Source organism: Enterobacter cloacae complex sp. SYL001 (genome assembly GCF_049237025.1).
GTDB lineage: Bacteria > Pseudomonadota > Gammaproteobacteria > Enterobacterales > Enterobacteriaceae > Enterobacter > Enterobacter intestinihominis.
In genome coordinates, this window is sequence record NZ_JBMKJI010000021.1 from 22,851 (window position 1) to 36,474 (window position 13,624).

Sequence of the window (13,624 nt, forward strand, 5' to 3'; positions counted from 1 at the left end):
TCCCTCTCCCTCCGGGAGAGGGCCGGGGTGAGGGAAACAAACGAGAAACTGATTATGTTCGACACCCTTTCCAAAGCAGGTAAATACCTGGGCCAGGCCGCTAAAATGATGATTGGCGTGCCGGATTACGACAACTACGTCGAGCATATGCGCGTCAACCACCCGGATCAGACGCTAATGACCTACGAAGAATTTTTCCGCGACCGTCAGGACGCCCGCTACGGCGGTAAGGGCGGGGCGAAGTGCTGTTAACCCTCTTTTGGTAAATAGAGGCTGATCTGCTCCTGTTTACAGCCGTAAATTGCCGCCAGCTTTTCGCGGGTGCGCTTTTGCGGTCGGGAGTCCAGCGCCTCCAGCTGTGACACGGCGGACTGACTGATGCCAAGCTTCTCCGCCACCTCCTGCTGGGACATACCGCGTAAAATGCGCCAGGCGGCCTGTAGGCTGACGTTTTCGTTATGCATGATGTCGCACACTTCACCCGGTAAACCTACGTTATCGTAGATGTCTGATTCGTAAGGGATGTCTTCCCAGTCGTTTTCATCATCGTCATCGTACTCAAGCATGGCTAAACGCATGCGAAAATATTCACCGTAGGGTATGACAACATACTGTTTTTTTCCTTCTTCATCCTTGATGAACTGAATAGTCATATTCCGTATGCTCCTCATGAAGGTAGGTAGTGATTGTCCGGCGTTTTACTGCCACTACGTAGCAGATATCACCCGGCGGATCCCCGAAGGTGTAAATGACCCTGTAATCACCTAATCGCAACCTGTAGTGGTTTTCGGGAGAAGATAATTTCTTGATATCCGCGACAGGTGATGTTTTATCGTCCATCTTCTCCAGCCTGAATTTAATGCGGTTCTGATATCGAGGATCGATTTTAGAAAACTGCTTCTCTGCTGTTTTAGACCAGACAATCTTCATCCGTACCTCCACTGTACGCCCACACAAAACATAAGGAAATAATAAGACTATTAGATAAATTCCGAATTTCTTATGGGGTACTGTAGAGCGGAGAAAAACCGCGAGAAAGCGGCAAAACGCGAATCGTCGAGGCGACTCGAACAGGCCTCTGCCGGGCGACAGAGGCATACAGTAAATTTGCGATCAGGCGTTCAGACCGCCGTCGACATCCAGACCGGCGCCGGAAATTTGCCCCGCAGCCGGGCTGGCGAGGAAGGTGACCGCCGCTGCGATATCCTCCGGCTGGCCGTAATGACCAAGCGCGATCATCCGGCGCTGGGCTTCCGCCTGCTCGCCGTCTTCCGGGTTCATATCGCTGTTGGTCGGGCCGGGATGAACCAGGTTGACGGTAATGCCGCGCGGGCCTAAATCGCGGGCCAGACCCCGGGTAAGGGAGTTTAGGGCCGATTTGGTCATCGAGTAGACGGCGATCCCCGGCTGCGCCACGCGGTTCGCCAGACAGCTGCCGATGTTGATGATGCGTCCGCCGTCAGACATATGCACCAGCGCTTCCTGAATGGCGATCACCACGCCGCGGATATTGACGTTGATCAGAGCGTCGATGTCCGCCAGGGTCATGGACTCCAGCGGGCCGCCGCGTGCAATCCCGGCGTTATTGACCAGAATATCCAGCCCGCCGAGGGAGCGCGCCGCCTGCGTGACCGCATCCTGAATCGCCTGCGCGCTGGCGCTGTCGGCCTGAATCGCCTCGCCGTGTCGCCCCAGCGCGTTGATTTCATCGACGACCTGCTGGGCTTTATCGACGGATTTTTCGTAGGTGATAACCACATCGGCACCGGCGCGTGCCAGCGACAGCGCAATTGCCCGACCCAGCCCACGACTGGCGCCGGTGACCAGCGCCTTTTTACCTGTTAAATCGATCTGCATGATGACCTCGTTGCAAGAGTGGAGAGAATCATCATTAGGTATAGCCCGTCGGCGCGATTAACGGCTGAAGGATTCCACCTTCTCAAACGCGGCGCGCAGAACGTCAGGGCTTAACGTAATCGGTAAAAAGTGAATCGACTCCACCGGGCGCAGGGTGTGAGCAATGACCTTGTCCAGCTCGTCGCGGTTATGGATATCGACCTCCAGCGCGCGAAGCGTGGTCGGCAGGTTAAAACGCTGGTATGCCGCCACCAGCTGCGTCAGCACGTCCTCCTGACCGAGCAGGGCGCTCTGCACCAGAATGCCGTAGGCCACCTTGGTGCCGTGGAGGTATTTTTCCGTCTGCGGCAGCACGGTTAAGCCGTTGTGCACCGCATGTGCCGCCGCCACGCGGGTATAGCGTTCGCCCAGACCGCCGACCATACCGCCACCGGCGATAACGGCGTCCACCACGTCCCGAAACGCCTGCGTCTGGTCGCCGCGCTGCTGGTCGGCCAGCGCCTCTTCGCTGCGCTCCAGCAGCACGTCGCGGATCGCCAGCGCACCGTTCAGGCCAAGACGCACGGTCAGCGGCAGGTTTTCCGGTTCAGGGGCGAGTACCGCCGCTTCGTACCACTTCGCCAGCGTATCGCCGATGCCTGCCAACAGGTATTCCGCCGGGGCGTTAAGGATGATTTGCGGCTCCACCAGCACCAGATAGTTGGCGTCGTCAAAAATCTCAAACTGTAGCGCCTGCCCGGCATCGTTGTACCACACGGAGAGCGGGGTCCACGCCGCGCAGGTGGCGGCGATGGTGGGAATGCCCACGAACGGCACGCCCAGACGACGCGCCACGGCCTTGACGGTATCCATTACCGCACCGCCGCCCACGCCAATCACCACGCTGGCTTCACCACCCGACGCGTTCACCAGATGAGTGACGTCACGCTCGCTGCAATGGCCCTTAAACAGCAGATGTTTTGCCCCCGTTGCGTTAAAACTCTGCGGCAGATAAGGGCGTGCGCCCTCGATAGCCCGCTCGCCGTAGATCCACACCGCGCGGGAAAGCTGTTCCGGAGTAAAGAAATCATCCAGGTGCGCAAGGCTTCCCGGATGAGAGAAGTAGTTCGCCGGGCCGGGCACGACGCGGATATTGGTGTTGCTCATGAAGTTGTCCTTTTTTAGCAAGCGCTAACCCGATGTTATGTCTGGACATCCGGATGGCTAATAATATTTCGCTTTATCTTATGCCTTTTCCGTCGTTGTCAGTCAACCGGAGCTGTGAAAAATTCGCTAAATCAGAAGAGTAATGAAGGATTTACGCGGATGGTTTCCAGTCGCCTTGAGATGCGCGGTATCAGCCTGGCCTTTTCCGGCTTTCAGGCCCTGTCGCGCGTGGATTTCACCCTGAATGGCGGGTCGGTGCATGCGCTGACCGGCGCCAACGGCGCGGGAAAATCGACGCTGATGGCGGTGCTGTGTGGGACGCACGATCGTTATGAAGGCGAAATCTGCATTAACAACCAGCAGGTAAGCATCCGCGAGCCGCTGGACGCCAAACGGCTGGGTATCCACCTTGTGCAGCAGGAGGTGGACGTGGCGCTGATCCCCGGGCTGAGCATTGCGGAGAACATTATGCTCGACCAGCTGGCGCAGCCGGGACACCGCTACAGCTGGCGCGCGATTCGTCAGCAGGCGCGGCAGGCGCTGGCGCAGCTGGATGTTTCGCTGGACGTTCGCCGTTCCATCGACAGCTGCACGCTGGCTGAAAAGCAGCAGATTTTGCTGGCGCGGGCGCTCTCGCACCACTGCCGTTTTCTCATTCTTGATGAGCCCACTGCGCCGCTGGACGCGCACGAAAGCGAGCGTCTGTTTGCGGTAGTAAGACGTCTGCAACAGCAGGGCATTGGCGTGGTGTTTATTTCTCACCGCATTCACGAGCTGAAGGCCATCTGCGACACCCTGACGGTGCTGCGCGACGGCAGGCTGATTGAGTCCGGCCCGATGGCGGATCTGAGCGGAGAGGAGATCGTCGAGAAGATGCTCGGCCACGAGCTGAGCGATATCTATCCGCCCCCGCGACCGCCGCACGGTGAAGAGATGCTGCTGCGGGTGGAAGGCCTGCACGACGACGCGTTGCTGAAAGATATCTCCCTGCATCTGCGCAAAGGTGAAATCCTCGGCATTGCCGGGCTGGCGGGGGCGGGGAAAACGGAACTCTGCAAGGCGCTGTTTGGCGCCAGCAAAAGCCGCGTGGCGCGCGGCGAGCTGAACCATCAGGCCTGGAAACCGCGCGATCCGGCAGACTCGGTGCTACGCGGTCTGGCGCTGGTGCCGGAGGAGCGGCGCAAAGAGGGCATTTTTATCGACGAGCCGGTGAGCATGAACCTTGCCGTGTGCGCCGATAACAGTTTCTCGCGCTGGAGCCTGTTTGGTCATCGTCAGGCGTGGCGCTGGGCGGAAGAGGTGATTGCCCGCGTCGGCGTGCGCACGCGCGGGCCGGGGCAGGTGCTGCGTCGGCTTTCCGGCGGTAACCAGCAGAAGGTCGCCATCGGGAAATGGCTGCGCAATGACGCCAGCGTGCTGATATTCGACGAGCCGACCAAAGGCGTGGACGTGAAGGCCAAAACCGATCTGTTTCAACTGATCGACGGCCTGGCGCGCGAGGGCAAAGGGGTGATTTACGCCTCGGGTGAATTTGCCGAGCTGGTCGGTCTGTGCGACCGCATCTGCGTGCTGTGGGACGGGCGCATCGTGGCGGAAATCGCCGGGGCAGAGGCCCGGGAAGAAACACTACTTTATTATTCAACCGGAGGAACGGCGTCGTGAGCAAGGCCCTTTCAGTGACCACGGCGGCGTCTGGCCGTCAGCAGATTTTCGATTTTCTTTATAAGTGGGGCATGCTGCTGACCGTCGTCGCGCTGGTGGCGGTGTTTGGCCTGGCGTCGGACAGCTTCCTCGACCCGAACAACATCATCAACATTCTGCGCTCGATTGCCATCGTGACGGTGATTGCCGTTGGCGTCTCTATTTCGCTGACCGTCGGCGGGTTCGACCTCTCCGTAGGATCTACCGCGTCGCTGGCGAACGCGCTGGTGATTTCGCTTTTCGTCTGGCACGGCTTCGGCACCACCGAGTCGATTCTGCTGACCCTCGCGCTCTGTACGCTGGTCGGCCTGTTAAACGCCTTTCTGATCGTCATCCTGCGCATTCCGGACATGCTCGCGACCCTTGCCAGCCTGTTTGTCATCCAGGGTGTGGCGATGACCTACAGCTACGGCGGGTCGATTACCGAGAACATGGTGCTGCCGAGCGGCGACATGGCGGAAGGGACCATTCCGGCGGCGTTTGGCCTGCTGGGGCAGGTGCCGACCATTGTGATCGTCATGCTGGTGGTGACGATTCTGGCACAGCTGGGCCTGTCGCTGACCACCCATGGACGCCGGATGTACGCCATTGGCGGCAACCCCGAAGCCGCGCGCCTCTCCGGCATTCGCACCACCCGCTACAAAGTGGCAGCCTACGTGATTGCCTCTCTGCTGGCGGGGCTGGGCGGCATTCTGCTGGCCTCGCGCATTGGTTCATCGCAGGTGAATGCGGGCGGCGGCTACCTGATGGACGCGGTGGCGGCGGCGTGGATCGGCTTCTCGCTGGCCGGATCCGGCAAGCCGAACGCGCTGGGTACGCTGGTGGGGGCGGTGATCCTCGGCGTGCTGTCGAACGGGCTGGTGATGCTCTCCGTGCCGTATTACGCCATGGACATTATAAAAGGGCTGGTGCTCGCGGTAGCGCTGGCGATTACCTACATACAAAAACGCTGACAACACAACGGGATAATAAATGAAAAAGATTGCGCTCTCTTTGGTAGCTTTTGGGTTACTCACTTCTCTGCCGGGCCTGGCGGCTACCCCCGCGCCTGTTCCGACCGCCATTGCCAGCCATGACGGCCCGATCCGCATCGCGGTGATCCGCAACCTGGGCTCGGACGACAACACCACGCAGTTTGTTGCCGGGGCGATTCAGGAAGGGAAAAAGCTCGGCTTTAAGGTCAGCACCTTTTTAAGTAACGGGGACGACGCCAAATTCCAGGATTTCGTTAACCAGGCCATCAGCCAGAAATACGACGGGATTATTCTCTCTCAGGGGCGCGATCCGTACTCCACCGCGCTGGTGAAGAAGGCGGTGGATGCCGGGATCAAAGTTTCGGTGTTTGATACCGCTGTGAACGGCGAGATCCCGGGCGTAACCGTTACCCAGCAGGACGATGCCTCCCTGACCAACCTCTCTTTCGGCCAGCTGGCGAAAGATTTCAACGGCAAGGCCAATATCGTCAAGCTATGGGTCGCGGGCTTCCCGCCGATGGAGCGCCGTCAGGCAGCGTATAAAGAGTTGCAAAAGCAGTACCCGGAGATTAAAGAGCTGGAGTCCATCGGCGCGGTCTCCTCTGACGTGCAGGGCGATACCGCCAACAAGGTGGGCGCGATCCTCGCGAAATACCCGAAAGGTAAAATCGATGCCATCTGGGGTACCTGGGATGCCTTCAGCCAGGGCGCGTATAAGGCGCTGAAAGAGAACGGCCGCACCGAGATCAAACTCTACAGCATCGACATCTCCAACCAGGATTTACAGCTGATGCGCGAGCCGGGTAGCCCGTGGAAGGTGAGCGTGGCGGTAGATCCGAAGCTGATTGGCGCGACCAACGTACGCCTGATCGCCAACAAGATTGCCGGTGAAGCCACGCCTGCCACCTACGACTTCAAAGCCGCTGCGATCCCGCAGGCGCTGCTGACCGCGCAGCCGGGGGCGGTGAACGTGGCGTCTCTGGGGAAAATCATTCCGGGCTGGGGCCAGACGGAAGATTTTGTTGCGCCGTGGTTTGCGACGCTGGAAGCCAGGTCAAAATAATGCCCGGTGGCGCTTTGCTTACCGGGCCTACGGTGTTGTAGGCCGGATAAGGCGCAGCCGCCATCCGGCGAAAGGACTTATACATGTCTGCATTACCTCAACCCGAATACAGCCGCAATATGCGGCTAATTGGCCATAGCGATCAGGGCGGTCGCCCGGACGGCGTGCAGCTGATGGTGCACCGCGGTTTCGCCTATATCGGCCATATGGTGTCGCAGGGCTTTTCGATAGTGGATGTGCGCGACCCGAAAAAACCAAAAGCCGCAGGATACGTGCCTGCGCCGCCGGGTACCTGGAATGTGCATCTCCAGGCGCATGACGACCTGCTGCTGGTGATCAACGCCCGGGATCTGTTTGCCGATGCGCGTTTTGCCGACGAGAAGGTCTACTACACCCGCCAGGTGGGGGAGACCGTCAGCGATGTGCAGGATAAAGGCTGGAGCGCCGGGCTTCGCGTCTTTGATATCTCCACACCGGACAGGCCACGCGAGATAGGCTTTTTATCGCTGAGCGGCATCGGCATTCACCGCATCTGGTACGTCGGTGGCCGCTGGGCGTATGTCTCAGCGCTGATAGACGGCTTTACCGACTACATCTTTCTGACCATCGATCTGGCGGACCCGCGCAAGCCTGAAGTGGCGGGACGCTGGTGGCTGCCGGGGATGAATCAGGCCGAAGGCGAACAGCCGAACTGGCCGGAAGGCAAACGCTACGCCCTGCACCATGCGATTATTGCAGGCGATACCGCGTACGGCAGCTGGCGCGACGGTGGCCTGACGCTGCTGGACGTGAAGGACCGCACCCGGCCTAAGCTCATTAGCCACCGTAACTGGAGCCCGCCGTTTGGCGGCGGGACGCACACCGCGCTTCCGCTGCCGGATCGCGATCTGCTGGTAGTGCTGGACGAGGCGGTGCTGGATAACCAGCAGGACGGCGAGAAGCTGATCTGGCTGTTTGATATCCGCGAGCCGTCGAACCCGGTGAGCATTTCTACCTTCCCGCAGCCGGATGAAACCGACTACGTGGCGAAAGGGGCGCATTTCGGCCCGCACAACCTGCACGAGAACCGGCCGGGGAGCTTTGTCAGCTCAACGCTGATCTTCGCGACGTACCAGAACGCGGGCGTGCGCGCGTATGACATTTCCAATCCGTATCGCCCGGTAGAAACGGGGGCGCTGGTGCCCGCGGCGCCGGAAAAGATGATGGATACGCGGCCCAATCGCCCGCAGGTGATCCAGTCGTGCGACGTGTTTGTGGATGCGCAGGGGATTATTTACAGCACGGATTATAACGGTGGGATGTCAGTGATTGAGTATCTGGGGTGAGTTTTTGCCGGGTGGCGGCTTCGCCTTACCCGGCCTACATTTTGCACCCGTAGGCCCGGTAAGCGCAGCGCCACCGGGCAAACGTTCTCAACTGTACTGCCGCACCCGCGCGACCAGCTCTTCCGCGCTGTCGATGCGGTCAGCAATCACAATCAGCGCCTTGCCGAGGGATATCGCGTGGCGCAGGCATTCGTGACGCATCGCTTCATCCTGAATGGTGTCGATATCCGCCACATGGGAAAGCCCGACGCTGCGGCGAATCAGCTCGGTGCCGCAGAAACCGATGGCGTCATGCCAGACCTTTTTCAGGAACGCAGAGGCATAGCCCGGCGCGCTCAGCGCGGCGTCGCGCGTTTTCTCGTTCGCCAGCGCCTGGAAGCGCTCCGCTAAGGTGTTCCACAGTTCCTGAATATCGGTCAGGCGCTGCTCGCGCGCGGCGGCGGCATCGCGAATGCCCAGATGCCCCGGCAGGCCGCAGAAGTTCAGCAGCAGGTTGCCGATGGCAGTGCCAACGTCAAAGCCAATCGGGCCAAAGTAGCCGAACTCGGCGTCGATGGCCTTCAGGCTGCCATCGGCCACAAAAATTGAGCCGCTGTGAATGTCCCCGTGCAGCAGGGCTTCGGCATGCGAAAAGAAGCGGTGCTTCAGGGAGGCCACAGCGATTTTAAGCTGGGCGTCGTCGCGCAGGGCGGCAACATCGTTCTCCAGATCGGCCGGGTAGCTGTTGCGCGAGTGGATCTGGTACGGATCGTTAAAGAACAGATCTTCAGTGATCTCGCACATCTCCGGGTTGATGAATTTTGCCACCTGCGCTTTTTTCTCGTGCGGATGCAGATAAAAATCGCTGGTGTGGAACAGGGTGTGAGCCAGATATTCACCCAGCTGCCGCGCCGCCTGCGGGTAGTAAATGTTGTTAATCAGCTCGCCGCGCCAGATGCGATGGCTGGAGAGATCTTCCATCACCATCACCGCCAGTTTCGGGTCAAAGTGGTGGATTTTCACCGTGTGCTCAGGGCTGTGCTTGTAATGCTCGACCAGGGTTTGCGCCTCCAGGCGAGCGCGATCCAGCGTCAGCGGCCAGGACTCGCCGACGCAGCGCACATAGGGCAGCGCCTGCTTAACGACGATGCGGCTCACGCCCGCGCGGTCGAAAACTTTAAAGACCAGGTTGAGGTTACCGTCGCCGATTTCCTGCGCCTCCACCAGCGATGACGGATCGTCAAGTCCGCCAAACTGCCTGGCATACTCCACGGCGTCCTGAGCGGTAAAGGTACGGTATTGCGACATGGCCTGCTCCTCAGTTTTGCTAATTAAGACATGTAGACGTCTATACATCTGGATTTCATCCTGACACAATGTGCTACAACAACGCAACAGGGAATTAACGACATGCAGACATTACAGACGACCAGCCTGCGGGTGGCGAATAATCAGCTCTTTATTCTCGACCAGCAGGCGCTTCCGCAGGAGAAACGCTGGCTGGATGCCTCGACGGTGGAGGCGCTGGTTGGGCATATCCACGCTCTGCGCGTGCGTGGCGCGCCGTTGATTGGTCTCTCTGCAAGCCTGCTGCTGGCGCTGTTAGCGGAAAGCGGTAAAGGCCGCGACGAGCTGGCGGCGGCGCTGGAGACCCTGCGTGCCTCCCGCCCGACGGCGGTGAACCTGATGAACAATCTCGACCGCATGAAGATTGCGCTGTGGCAGGAAGCGTTCGTTCCGGCGCTGGTGGCTGAAGCGCTGCGCCTGATTAATGAAGACAAACGGCTTTGCGACGCGATTGCGAAAGCGGGTAGCGCGCTGGTGAAGCCCGGCAGCCGCCTGCTGACCCACTGCAATACCGGCGGGCTGGCAACGGCGGGCGTCGGTACGGCGCTGGGTGTGATTGCCCGCGCGCATCAGGAAGGCAACGTCAGCAACGTCTGGGTGGATGAAACCCGTCCGCTGTTGCAGGGCGGCAGGCTGACCGCATGGGAGCTGGGCGAGCTGGGCGTGCCTTATCAGCTGATTACTGACTCCATGGCCGCCAGCCTGATGGCAAAAGGGCAGGTGGATGCCGTGTGGGTGGGGGCAGACCGCATTGCCGCCAACGGCGACGTGGCGAACAAAATCGGCACCTATTCCCTGGCGGTGCTGGCGAAGTTCCACGGTATTCCGTTCTACGTCGCCGCCCCGCAAACGACCCTCGACCGGGACTGCCCGAACGGTGACGCGATCCCGATTGAGCAGCGCGCGGCCAGCGAAGTGACGGGCGTGGCGGGAAGCTTTGGCGCGGTGCAGTGGGCGCCGCAAGAGGCGCAGGTCTATAACCCGGCGTTTGACGTTACCCCCGCCTCGCTGATTAGCGGCTGGGTGCTGGATACGGGCGTGGTCACCCCTGAAGAGGTAGCGAAAGGGAAATTCGCCTGAGTGGGACTATCCTTGTAAGGGGTTCCCTTTAGAGGACGTTATCGTGACGCTCGATCCTGAAACAGACTTAAAACTGGAACGCGTGGTGGATGCACCGCGCGACCTGCTGTGGCTCTGCTGGACCACACCGGAGCACATCAAAAACTTCTTCATTCCTGCTCCCCATAAGGTGACTGAATGCGACCTCGATCTGCGCGTGGGTGGGCGATTCAATACCGTGTTTGAGGTGGACGGGCAGCGGATGGATAACCGGGGCGTATTTCTTGAAATCGATCCGGGGAACAAGCTGGTCTTTACCGATGGCTATACTGAGGGCTGGAAGCCGGCTGAAACGCCGTTTATGACGGCGATCCTGCTGCTGGAAGATGTAGGGGAGGGCAAGACCCGCTACACGGCGATAGCGCGTCACCCAACGAAGGAAATCCGCGAGCAGCATGAACAGATGGGCTTCCACGAAGGGTGGGGCGTGGTGTTGGATCAGCTGGTGGGGTATGTGAAAGGGCTAAAACGGTAGTGCTCTAAGACCCCCTCTCCCTTGAGGGAGAGGGCTGGGGTGAGGGGGGATAATTCATTGATTATGTTGAAGACAGATTTCTCTTTTTGGTATTCCTCATCTGACGAAATACTCGCTTCCCTTTTCATCAAAGTATCTTTCCGGCCATATCACATCGGGTGGAATGTCTGGCGCCTGAGCGGTAAGCAGTTCACCTTTGGGCCATGGTCGGGTAAGCGCATTTGCCAGTGTGGATGAGGAAAGGCCAGCCTTTCTGGACAACGCAGCCAGGCTTGTTCCATGTTTCTTTAGTGCAGCGATAATATCGGCCGGGTGCCAGTTCTGATGCTGCATTGTGTCCTCCTTACATGTGTTCGTTACGTGCTCAATTATCCTGTTTTGGGATGAGAAGGCAACGGGAGGATATTCGATTTCAGGATATTTGTATGGAATCGGAACAATGGCTTCAGTTTACTCGGATGAATACCAGCGTGTTATCAATGCGTTGAAGAAAGCGCGTAAAGAGAAGGCGATGACTCAGGCGCAGCTTGCGGAGGCACTGGGAAAACCACAATCGTTTATTGCTAAAGTGGAAAACGGTGAGCGTAGGTTGGACGTGGTGGAGTTTGTGCATCTGGCGAGGCTGGTTGGCGCAGATGTGCAGAGGATTATCGCCAGCATTTAATTAATGCCTGAGTATGGAACTGACCACCTGAGCCGTATGTTCCCCTCACCCTAACCCTCTCCCCAGAGGGGCGAGGGGATAGCACGGTGCTCGCATTACTTTGCGGGGTAGGGAGAAAAGATCAGGCCAGGCGTGGATACGCATCCGCGATTGCATCGCCCGTAAACTGGGCAACCCAGCCTTCCGGATTGTCGAAAATACGAATGGCGGTAAAGTTCGGCTCTGAACCCATGTCAAACCAGTGCGGCGTGCCTGCGGGTACGGAAATCAGGTCGTTTTTCTCGCACAGCACCTGATACACCTCATCGCCGATGTGCAGGCAGAATAGTCCCGCCCCTTCCACGAAAAAGCGCACTTCGTCTTCGCCGTGAGTGTGCTCGTTGAGAAACTTCGCGCGCAGCGCCTCTTTCTGCGGATTGTCGGCGCGAAGGCTAATCACGTCCCAGCTCTGATAACCTTTCTCTGCCACCAGCTTGTCGATTGCATGCTGATACGCCTCAATCACGGCTTCAGGCGCGGGATCCTGCCCTAAATCACGGTCTGCCGCCCAGCGTTCAAACCGCACGCCTTTGGCGTTGAGCTGTTGGGCAATCTCGGCGGCGTCGGTGCTGTGCCACAGGTGCTTACTGGCGTCTTTATCGGAATAAATGGTCAATGCGCTCATGAAGGGATCTGCTCCGGGTTAATCTCGTCAAACTGGTGGATCTGATGGTGATGGCTTGCGCCGTCATCTTCACCGCGTATCAGTTGCAGGGTGCGAAAACCCGCCTGTTCAGCCGCGTCCAGCTCCTGATGAATATCCGACAGGAACAGGATCTGCGACGGGGCGATGCCCGTTTGCGCCGCAATATTTTGATAAGACTGCACCTCACGCTTGGCACCGATGCGGGTATCAAAATAGCCGCTGAACAGATGAGTAATATCACCTTCGTCGCTGTAGCCAAATAACAGTTTCTGCGCGGCGACGGAGCCAGAGGAATAAACATAGAGATCAATCCCTTGTGCCTTCCATTTTTCCAGCGCGGGCAGTACATCAGGGTAGAGATGGCCGGTAAAGTCACCGTTGATGTAACCGTCCTGCCAGATGATGCCTTGCAGGGCTTTGAGCGCCGTCGATTTGCGGTCTTCATCCATAAAGGTAAACAACACGTTGATGAGATCGCTGACGCTGGCATGCGGAGTGCTGATTTCATCGCGCAGGTTGTCCAGAATCGATTTGACCGGCTCGGCGTACTGCTGCGCGGTCACAAAGGCCGCCAGCCGCTCACGCGCGTAAGGGAACAAAACATCATGGACAAAACGGATATCGCTGGTGGTCCCTTCAATATCCGTCACAATCGCGCGAATCATACTCTCTCCCATTGTCGTAAACGCATTTCGCATTCAAATAAGAATTCTAAACCTTCCAGATGACGGCGGGCTTCGGCCACGTCGCGTCCCCAGCAGGTTAAGCCATGACCGCGCAGAAGAAAACCATAATTAAGCGGGCGTTCCTGCGCGTAATGGGCGATTCGAGAGGCGAGGGCGTCGATGTCCTGGTCATTATCAAACACCGGGATGGCCACCGTATCCCGATGCGTGGTCTGTCCGGTAAGGGATTTTTGCATCTCGAAGCCGGAGATCTTCAGCTCGGTCTCGTTGACCAGCCGCGACAGCACCGTGGCATTGACGGTGTGAACGTGCAGGACGGCGTTAGCCTCGGGGAACAGGCGGTAGATGAGGGTATGCAGCCCGGTCTCTGCCGACGGTTTACGGCCAGAAGGCGCACGGTTGGTGGCGATTTCAACCTGTAGAAAATCGGCGGTGGTCAGGCTGCCTTTGTCTTTTCCGGATTCGCTCAGCCAGCACAGATGTTCATCCTGACGCACGGACATATTGCCGCCGGTAGCGGGCGCCCAGCCTTTAGCGCCAATCCAGCGGCAGGCCTCGACCAGGTGTGTGAGTTGCAGGTTGTCTGTCATTTCCTTTTACCCT

Annotated in this window: 17 protein-coding genes; 8 read left to right on the forward strand and 9 right to left on the reverse strand. The window is 58.7% G+C overall.

The genetic code is table 11. The features are described 5' to 3' along the window. Positions 1–54 precede the first annotated feature (54 nt). Positions 55–252 carry a YbdD/YjiX family protein gene (locus tag ACOTZP_RS17350; protein ID WP_153908445.1) on the forward strand — a complete coding sequence of 66 codons (198 nt, stop codon included), beginning with the start codon at positions 55–57 and terminating at the stop codon, positions 250–252. Here ACOTZP_RS17350 and ACOTZP_RS17355 read toward each other — a convergent pair. The 4 genes from ACOTZP_RS17355 to ACOTZP_RS17370 all read right to left on the reverse strand — a co-directional run bounded on the left by ACOTZP_RS17355 (position 249) and on the right by ACOTZP_RS17370 (position 3,003). Beyond that, entirely contained in the window at positions 249–653 is a 405-nt protein-coding gene (locus tag ACOTZP_RS17355) for a helix-turn-helix domain-containing protein (protein ID WP_022647392.1), read from the reverse strand. The two genes, ACOTZP_RS17350 and ACOTZP_RS17355, sit on opposite strands and share 4 nt — an antisense overlap. Next, positions 628–930, reverse strand: coding sequence for a type II toxin-antitoxin system RelE family toxin (locus ACOTZP_RS17360; protein WP_404349098.1), 303 nt, complete (start codon positions 928–930; stop codon positions 628–630). Before ACOTZP_RS17360 ends, ACOTZP_RS17355 begins: the two co-directional genes overlap by 26 nt. 183 nt (positions 931–1,113) lie before the next feature. Next, positions 1,114–1,857 carry an SDR family NAD(P)-dependent oxidoreductase gene (locus ACOTZP_RS17365; protein ID WP_038415642.1) on the reverse strand — a complete coding sequence of 248 codons (744 nt, stop codon included), beginning with the start codon at positions 1,855–1,857 and terminating at the stop codon, positions 1,114–1,116. 57 nt (positions 1,858–1,914) lie between these two features. Beyond that, on the reverse strand, positions 1,915–3,003 hold the full coding sequence (locus tag ACOTZP_RS17370; protein WP_063150844.1) for an oxidoreductase: 1,089 nt from the start codon (positions 3,001–3,003) through the stop codon (positions 1,915–1,917). Between the two features lie 159 nt (positions 3,004–3,162). Here ACOTZP_RS17370 and ACOTZP_RS17375 point away from each other — a divergent pair, with 159 nt between their 5' ends. From ACOTZP_RS17375 to ACOTZP_RS17390, 4 genes are all read left to right on the forward strand, one after another. Continuing rightward, a complete protein-coding gene (locus ACOTZP_RS17375; RefSeq protein WP_038415646.1) occupies positions 3,163–4,665 on the forward strand; it encodes a sugar ABC transporter ATP-binding protein in 1,503 nt (500 codons plus the stop codon). Beyond that, positions 4,662–5,657 carry an ABC transporter permease gene (locus ACOTZP_RS17380; protein ID WP_271075007.1) on the forward strand — a complete coding sequence of 332 codons (996 nt, stop codon included), beginning with the start codon at positions 4,662–4,664 and terminating at the stop codon, positions 5,655–5,657. The genes ACOTZP_RS17375 and ACOTZP_RS17380 overlap by 4 nt, the downstream gene beginning before the upstream one ends. Positions 5,658–5,676: 19 nt before the next feature. Beyond that, positions 5,677–6,741, forward strand: a complete 1,065-nt coding sequence (locus ACOTZP_RS17385; protein WP_271075006.1) for a sugar ABC transporter substrate-binding protein — start codon at positions 5,677–5,679, stop codon at positions 6,739–6,741. 83 nt (positions 6,742–6,824) lie between these two features. Beyond that, on the forward strand, positions 6,825–8,066 hold the full coding sequence (locus tag ACOTZP_RS17390) for an LVIVD repeat-containing protein (protein ID WP_023299569.1): 1,242 nt from the start codon (positions 6,825–6,827) through the stop codon (positions 8,064–8,066). An 87-nt stretch (positions 8,067–8,153) separates the two neighbouring features. On the opposite strand, the gene mtnK is transcribed toward ACOTZP_RS17390, so the two are convergent. After that, positions 8,154–9,353, reverse strand: a complete 1,200-nt coding sequence (gene mtnK, locus ACOTZP_RS17395) for an S-methyl-5-thioribose kinase (protein WP_271075005.1) — start codon at positions 9,351–9,353, stop codon at positions 8,154–8,156. A gap of 102 nt (positions 9,354–9,455) precedes the next feature. Between mtnK and mtnA the strand changes: the two genes are divergently transcribed. Further along, entirely contained in the window at positions 9,456–10,472 is a 1,017-nt protein-coding gene (gene mtnA / locus ACOTZP_RS17400) for an S-methyl-5-thioribose-1-phosphate isomerase (protein ID WP_058645961.1), read from the forward strand. A gap of 43 nt (positions 10,473–10,515) precedes the next feature. After that, entirely contained in the window at positions 10,516–10,986 is a 471-nt protein-coding gene (locus ACOTZP_RS17405; protein WP_022647402.1) for an SRPBCC family protein, read from the forward strand. A 96-nt stretch (positions 10,987–11,082) separates the two neighbouring features. Here ACOTZP_RS17405 and ACOTZP_RS17410 read toward each other — a convergent pair whose 3' ends face one another. Beyond that, positions 11,083–11,319, reverse strand: a complete 237-nt coding sequence (locus tag ACOTZP_RS17410; protein WP_022647403.1) for a helix-turn-helix domain-containing protein — start codon at positions 11,317–11,319, stop codon at positions 11,083–11,085. Positions 11,320–11,425: 106 nt separating this feature from the next. Here ACOTZP_RS17410 and ACOTZP_RS17415 point away from each other — a divergent pair, with 106 nt between their 5' ends. Next, positions 11,426–11,650 (forward strand): helix-turn-helix transcriptional regulator, encoded by a 225-nt coding sequence (locus ACOTZP_RS17415; RefSeq protein ID WP_022647404.1) that lies wholly within the window; start codon positions 11,426–11,428, stop codon positions 11,648–11,650. A gap of 121 nt (positions 11,651–11,771) precedes the next feature. Here ACOTZP_RS17415 and ACOTZP_RS17420 read toward each other — a convergent pair whose 3' ends face one another. From ACOTZP_RS17420 to ACOTZP_RS17430, 3 genes are read right to left on the reverse strand one after another with little or no spacing between them, the layout of a single operon-like run. Beyond that, a complete protein-coding gene (locus tag ACOTZP_RS17420) occupies positions 11,772–12,314 on the reverse strand; it encodes a 1,2-dihydroxy-3-keto-5-methylthiopentene dioxygenase (protein WP_022647405.1) in 543 nt (180 codons plus the stop codon). Beyond that, positions 12,311–13,000, reverse strand: coding sequence for an acireductone synthase (mtnC, locus tag ACOTZP_RS17425; RefSeq protein ID WP_023305674.1), 690 nt, complete (start codon positions 12,998–13,000; stop codon positions 12,311–12,313). The genes ACOTZP_RS17420 and mtnC overlap by 4 nt, the downstream gene beginning before the upstream one ends. Then, positions 12,997–13,611, reverse strand: coding sequence for a methylthioribulose 1-phosphate dehydratase (locus ACOTZP_RS17430; protein WP_022647407.1), 615 nt, complete (start codon positions 13,609–13,611; stop codon positions 12,997–12,999). Before ACOTZP_RS17430 ends, mtnC begins: the two co-directional genes overlap by 4 nt. Between the last annotated feature and the right edge of the window lie 13 nt (positions 13,612–13,624).

What these genes read in the sequence shown, in the direction of transcription:
- ACOTZP_RS17365 (WP_038415642.1), bottom strand. Translation starts at nt 1,857, where the DNA reads ATGCAGATCGATTTAACAGGTAAAAAGGCGCTGGTCACCGGCGCCAGT.
- mtnA (WP_058645961.1), top strand. Translation starts at nt 9,456, where the DNA reads ATGCAGACATTACAGACGACCAGCCTGCGGGTGGCGAATAATCAGCTC.
- ACOTZP_RS17420 (WP_022647405.1), bottom strand. Translation starts at nt 12,314, where the DNA reads ATGAGCGCATTGACCATTTATTCCGATAAAGACGCCAGTAAGCACCTG.
- ACOTZP_RS17360 (WP_404349098.1), bottom strand. Translation starts at nt 930, where the DNA reads ATGAAGATTGTCTGGTCTAAAACAGCAGAGAAGCAGTTTTCTAAAATC.
- mtnK (WP_271075005.1), bottom strand. Translation starts at nt 9,353, where the DNA reads ATGTCGCAATACCGTACCTTTACCGCTCAGGACGCCGTGGAGTATGCC.
- ACOTZP_RS17355 (WP_022647392.1), bottom strand. Translation starts at nt 653, where the DNA reads ATGACTATTCAGTTCATCAAGGATGAAGAAGGAAAAAAACAGTATGTT.
- ACOTZP_RS17370 (WP_063150844.1), bottom strand. Translation starts at nt 3,003, where the DNA reads ATGAGCAACACCAATATCCGCGTCGTGCCCGGCCCGGCGAACTACTTC.
- ACOTZP_RS17415 (WP_022647404.1), top strand. Translation starts at nt 11,426, where the DNA reads ATGGCTTCAGTTTACTCGGATGAATACCAGCGTGTTATCAATGCGTTG.
- ACOTZP_RS17350 (WP_153908445.1), top strand. Translation starts at nt 55, where the DNA reads ATGTTCGACACCCTTTCCAAAGCAGGTAAATACCTGGGCCAGGCCGCT.
- ACOTZP_RS17410 (WP_022647403.1), bottom strand. Translation starts at nt 11,319, where the DNA reads ATGCAGCATCAGAACTGGCACCCGGCCGATATTATCGCTGCACTAAAG.
- ACOTZP_RS17385 (WP_271075006.1), top strand. Translation starts at nt 5,677, where the DNA reads ATGAAAAAGATTGCGCTCTCTTTGGTAGCTTTTGGGTTACTCACTTCT.
- mtnC (WP_023305674.1), bottom strand. Translation starts at nt 13,000, where the DNA reads ATGATTCGCGCGATTGTGACGGATATTGAAGGGACCACCAGCGATATC.
- ACOTZP_RS17375 (WP_038415646.1), top strand. Translation starts at nt 3,163, where the DNA reads ATGGTTTCCAGTCGCCTTGAGATGCGCGGTATCAGCCTGGCCTTTTCC.
- ACOTZP_RS17430 (WP_022647407.1), bottom strand. Translation starts at nt 13,611, where the DNA reads ATGACAGACAACCTGCAACTCACACACCTGGTCGAGGCCTGCCGCTGG.
- ACOTZP_RS17390 (WP_023299569.1), top strand. Translation starts at nt 6,825, where the DNA reads ATGTCTGCATTACCTCAACCCGAATACAGCCGCAATATGCGGCTAATT.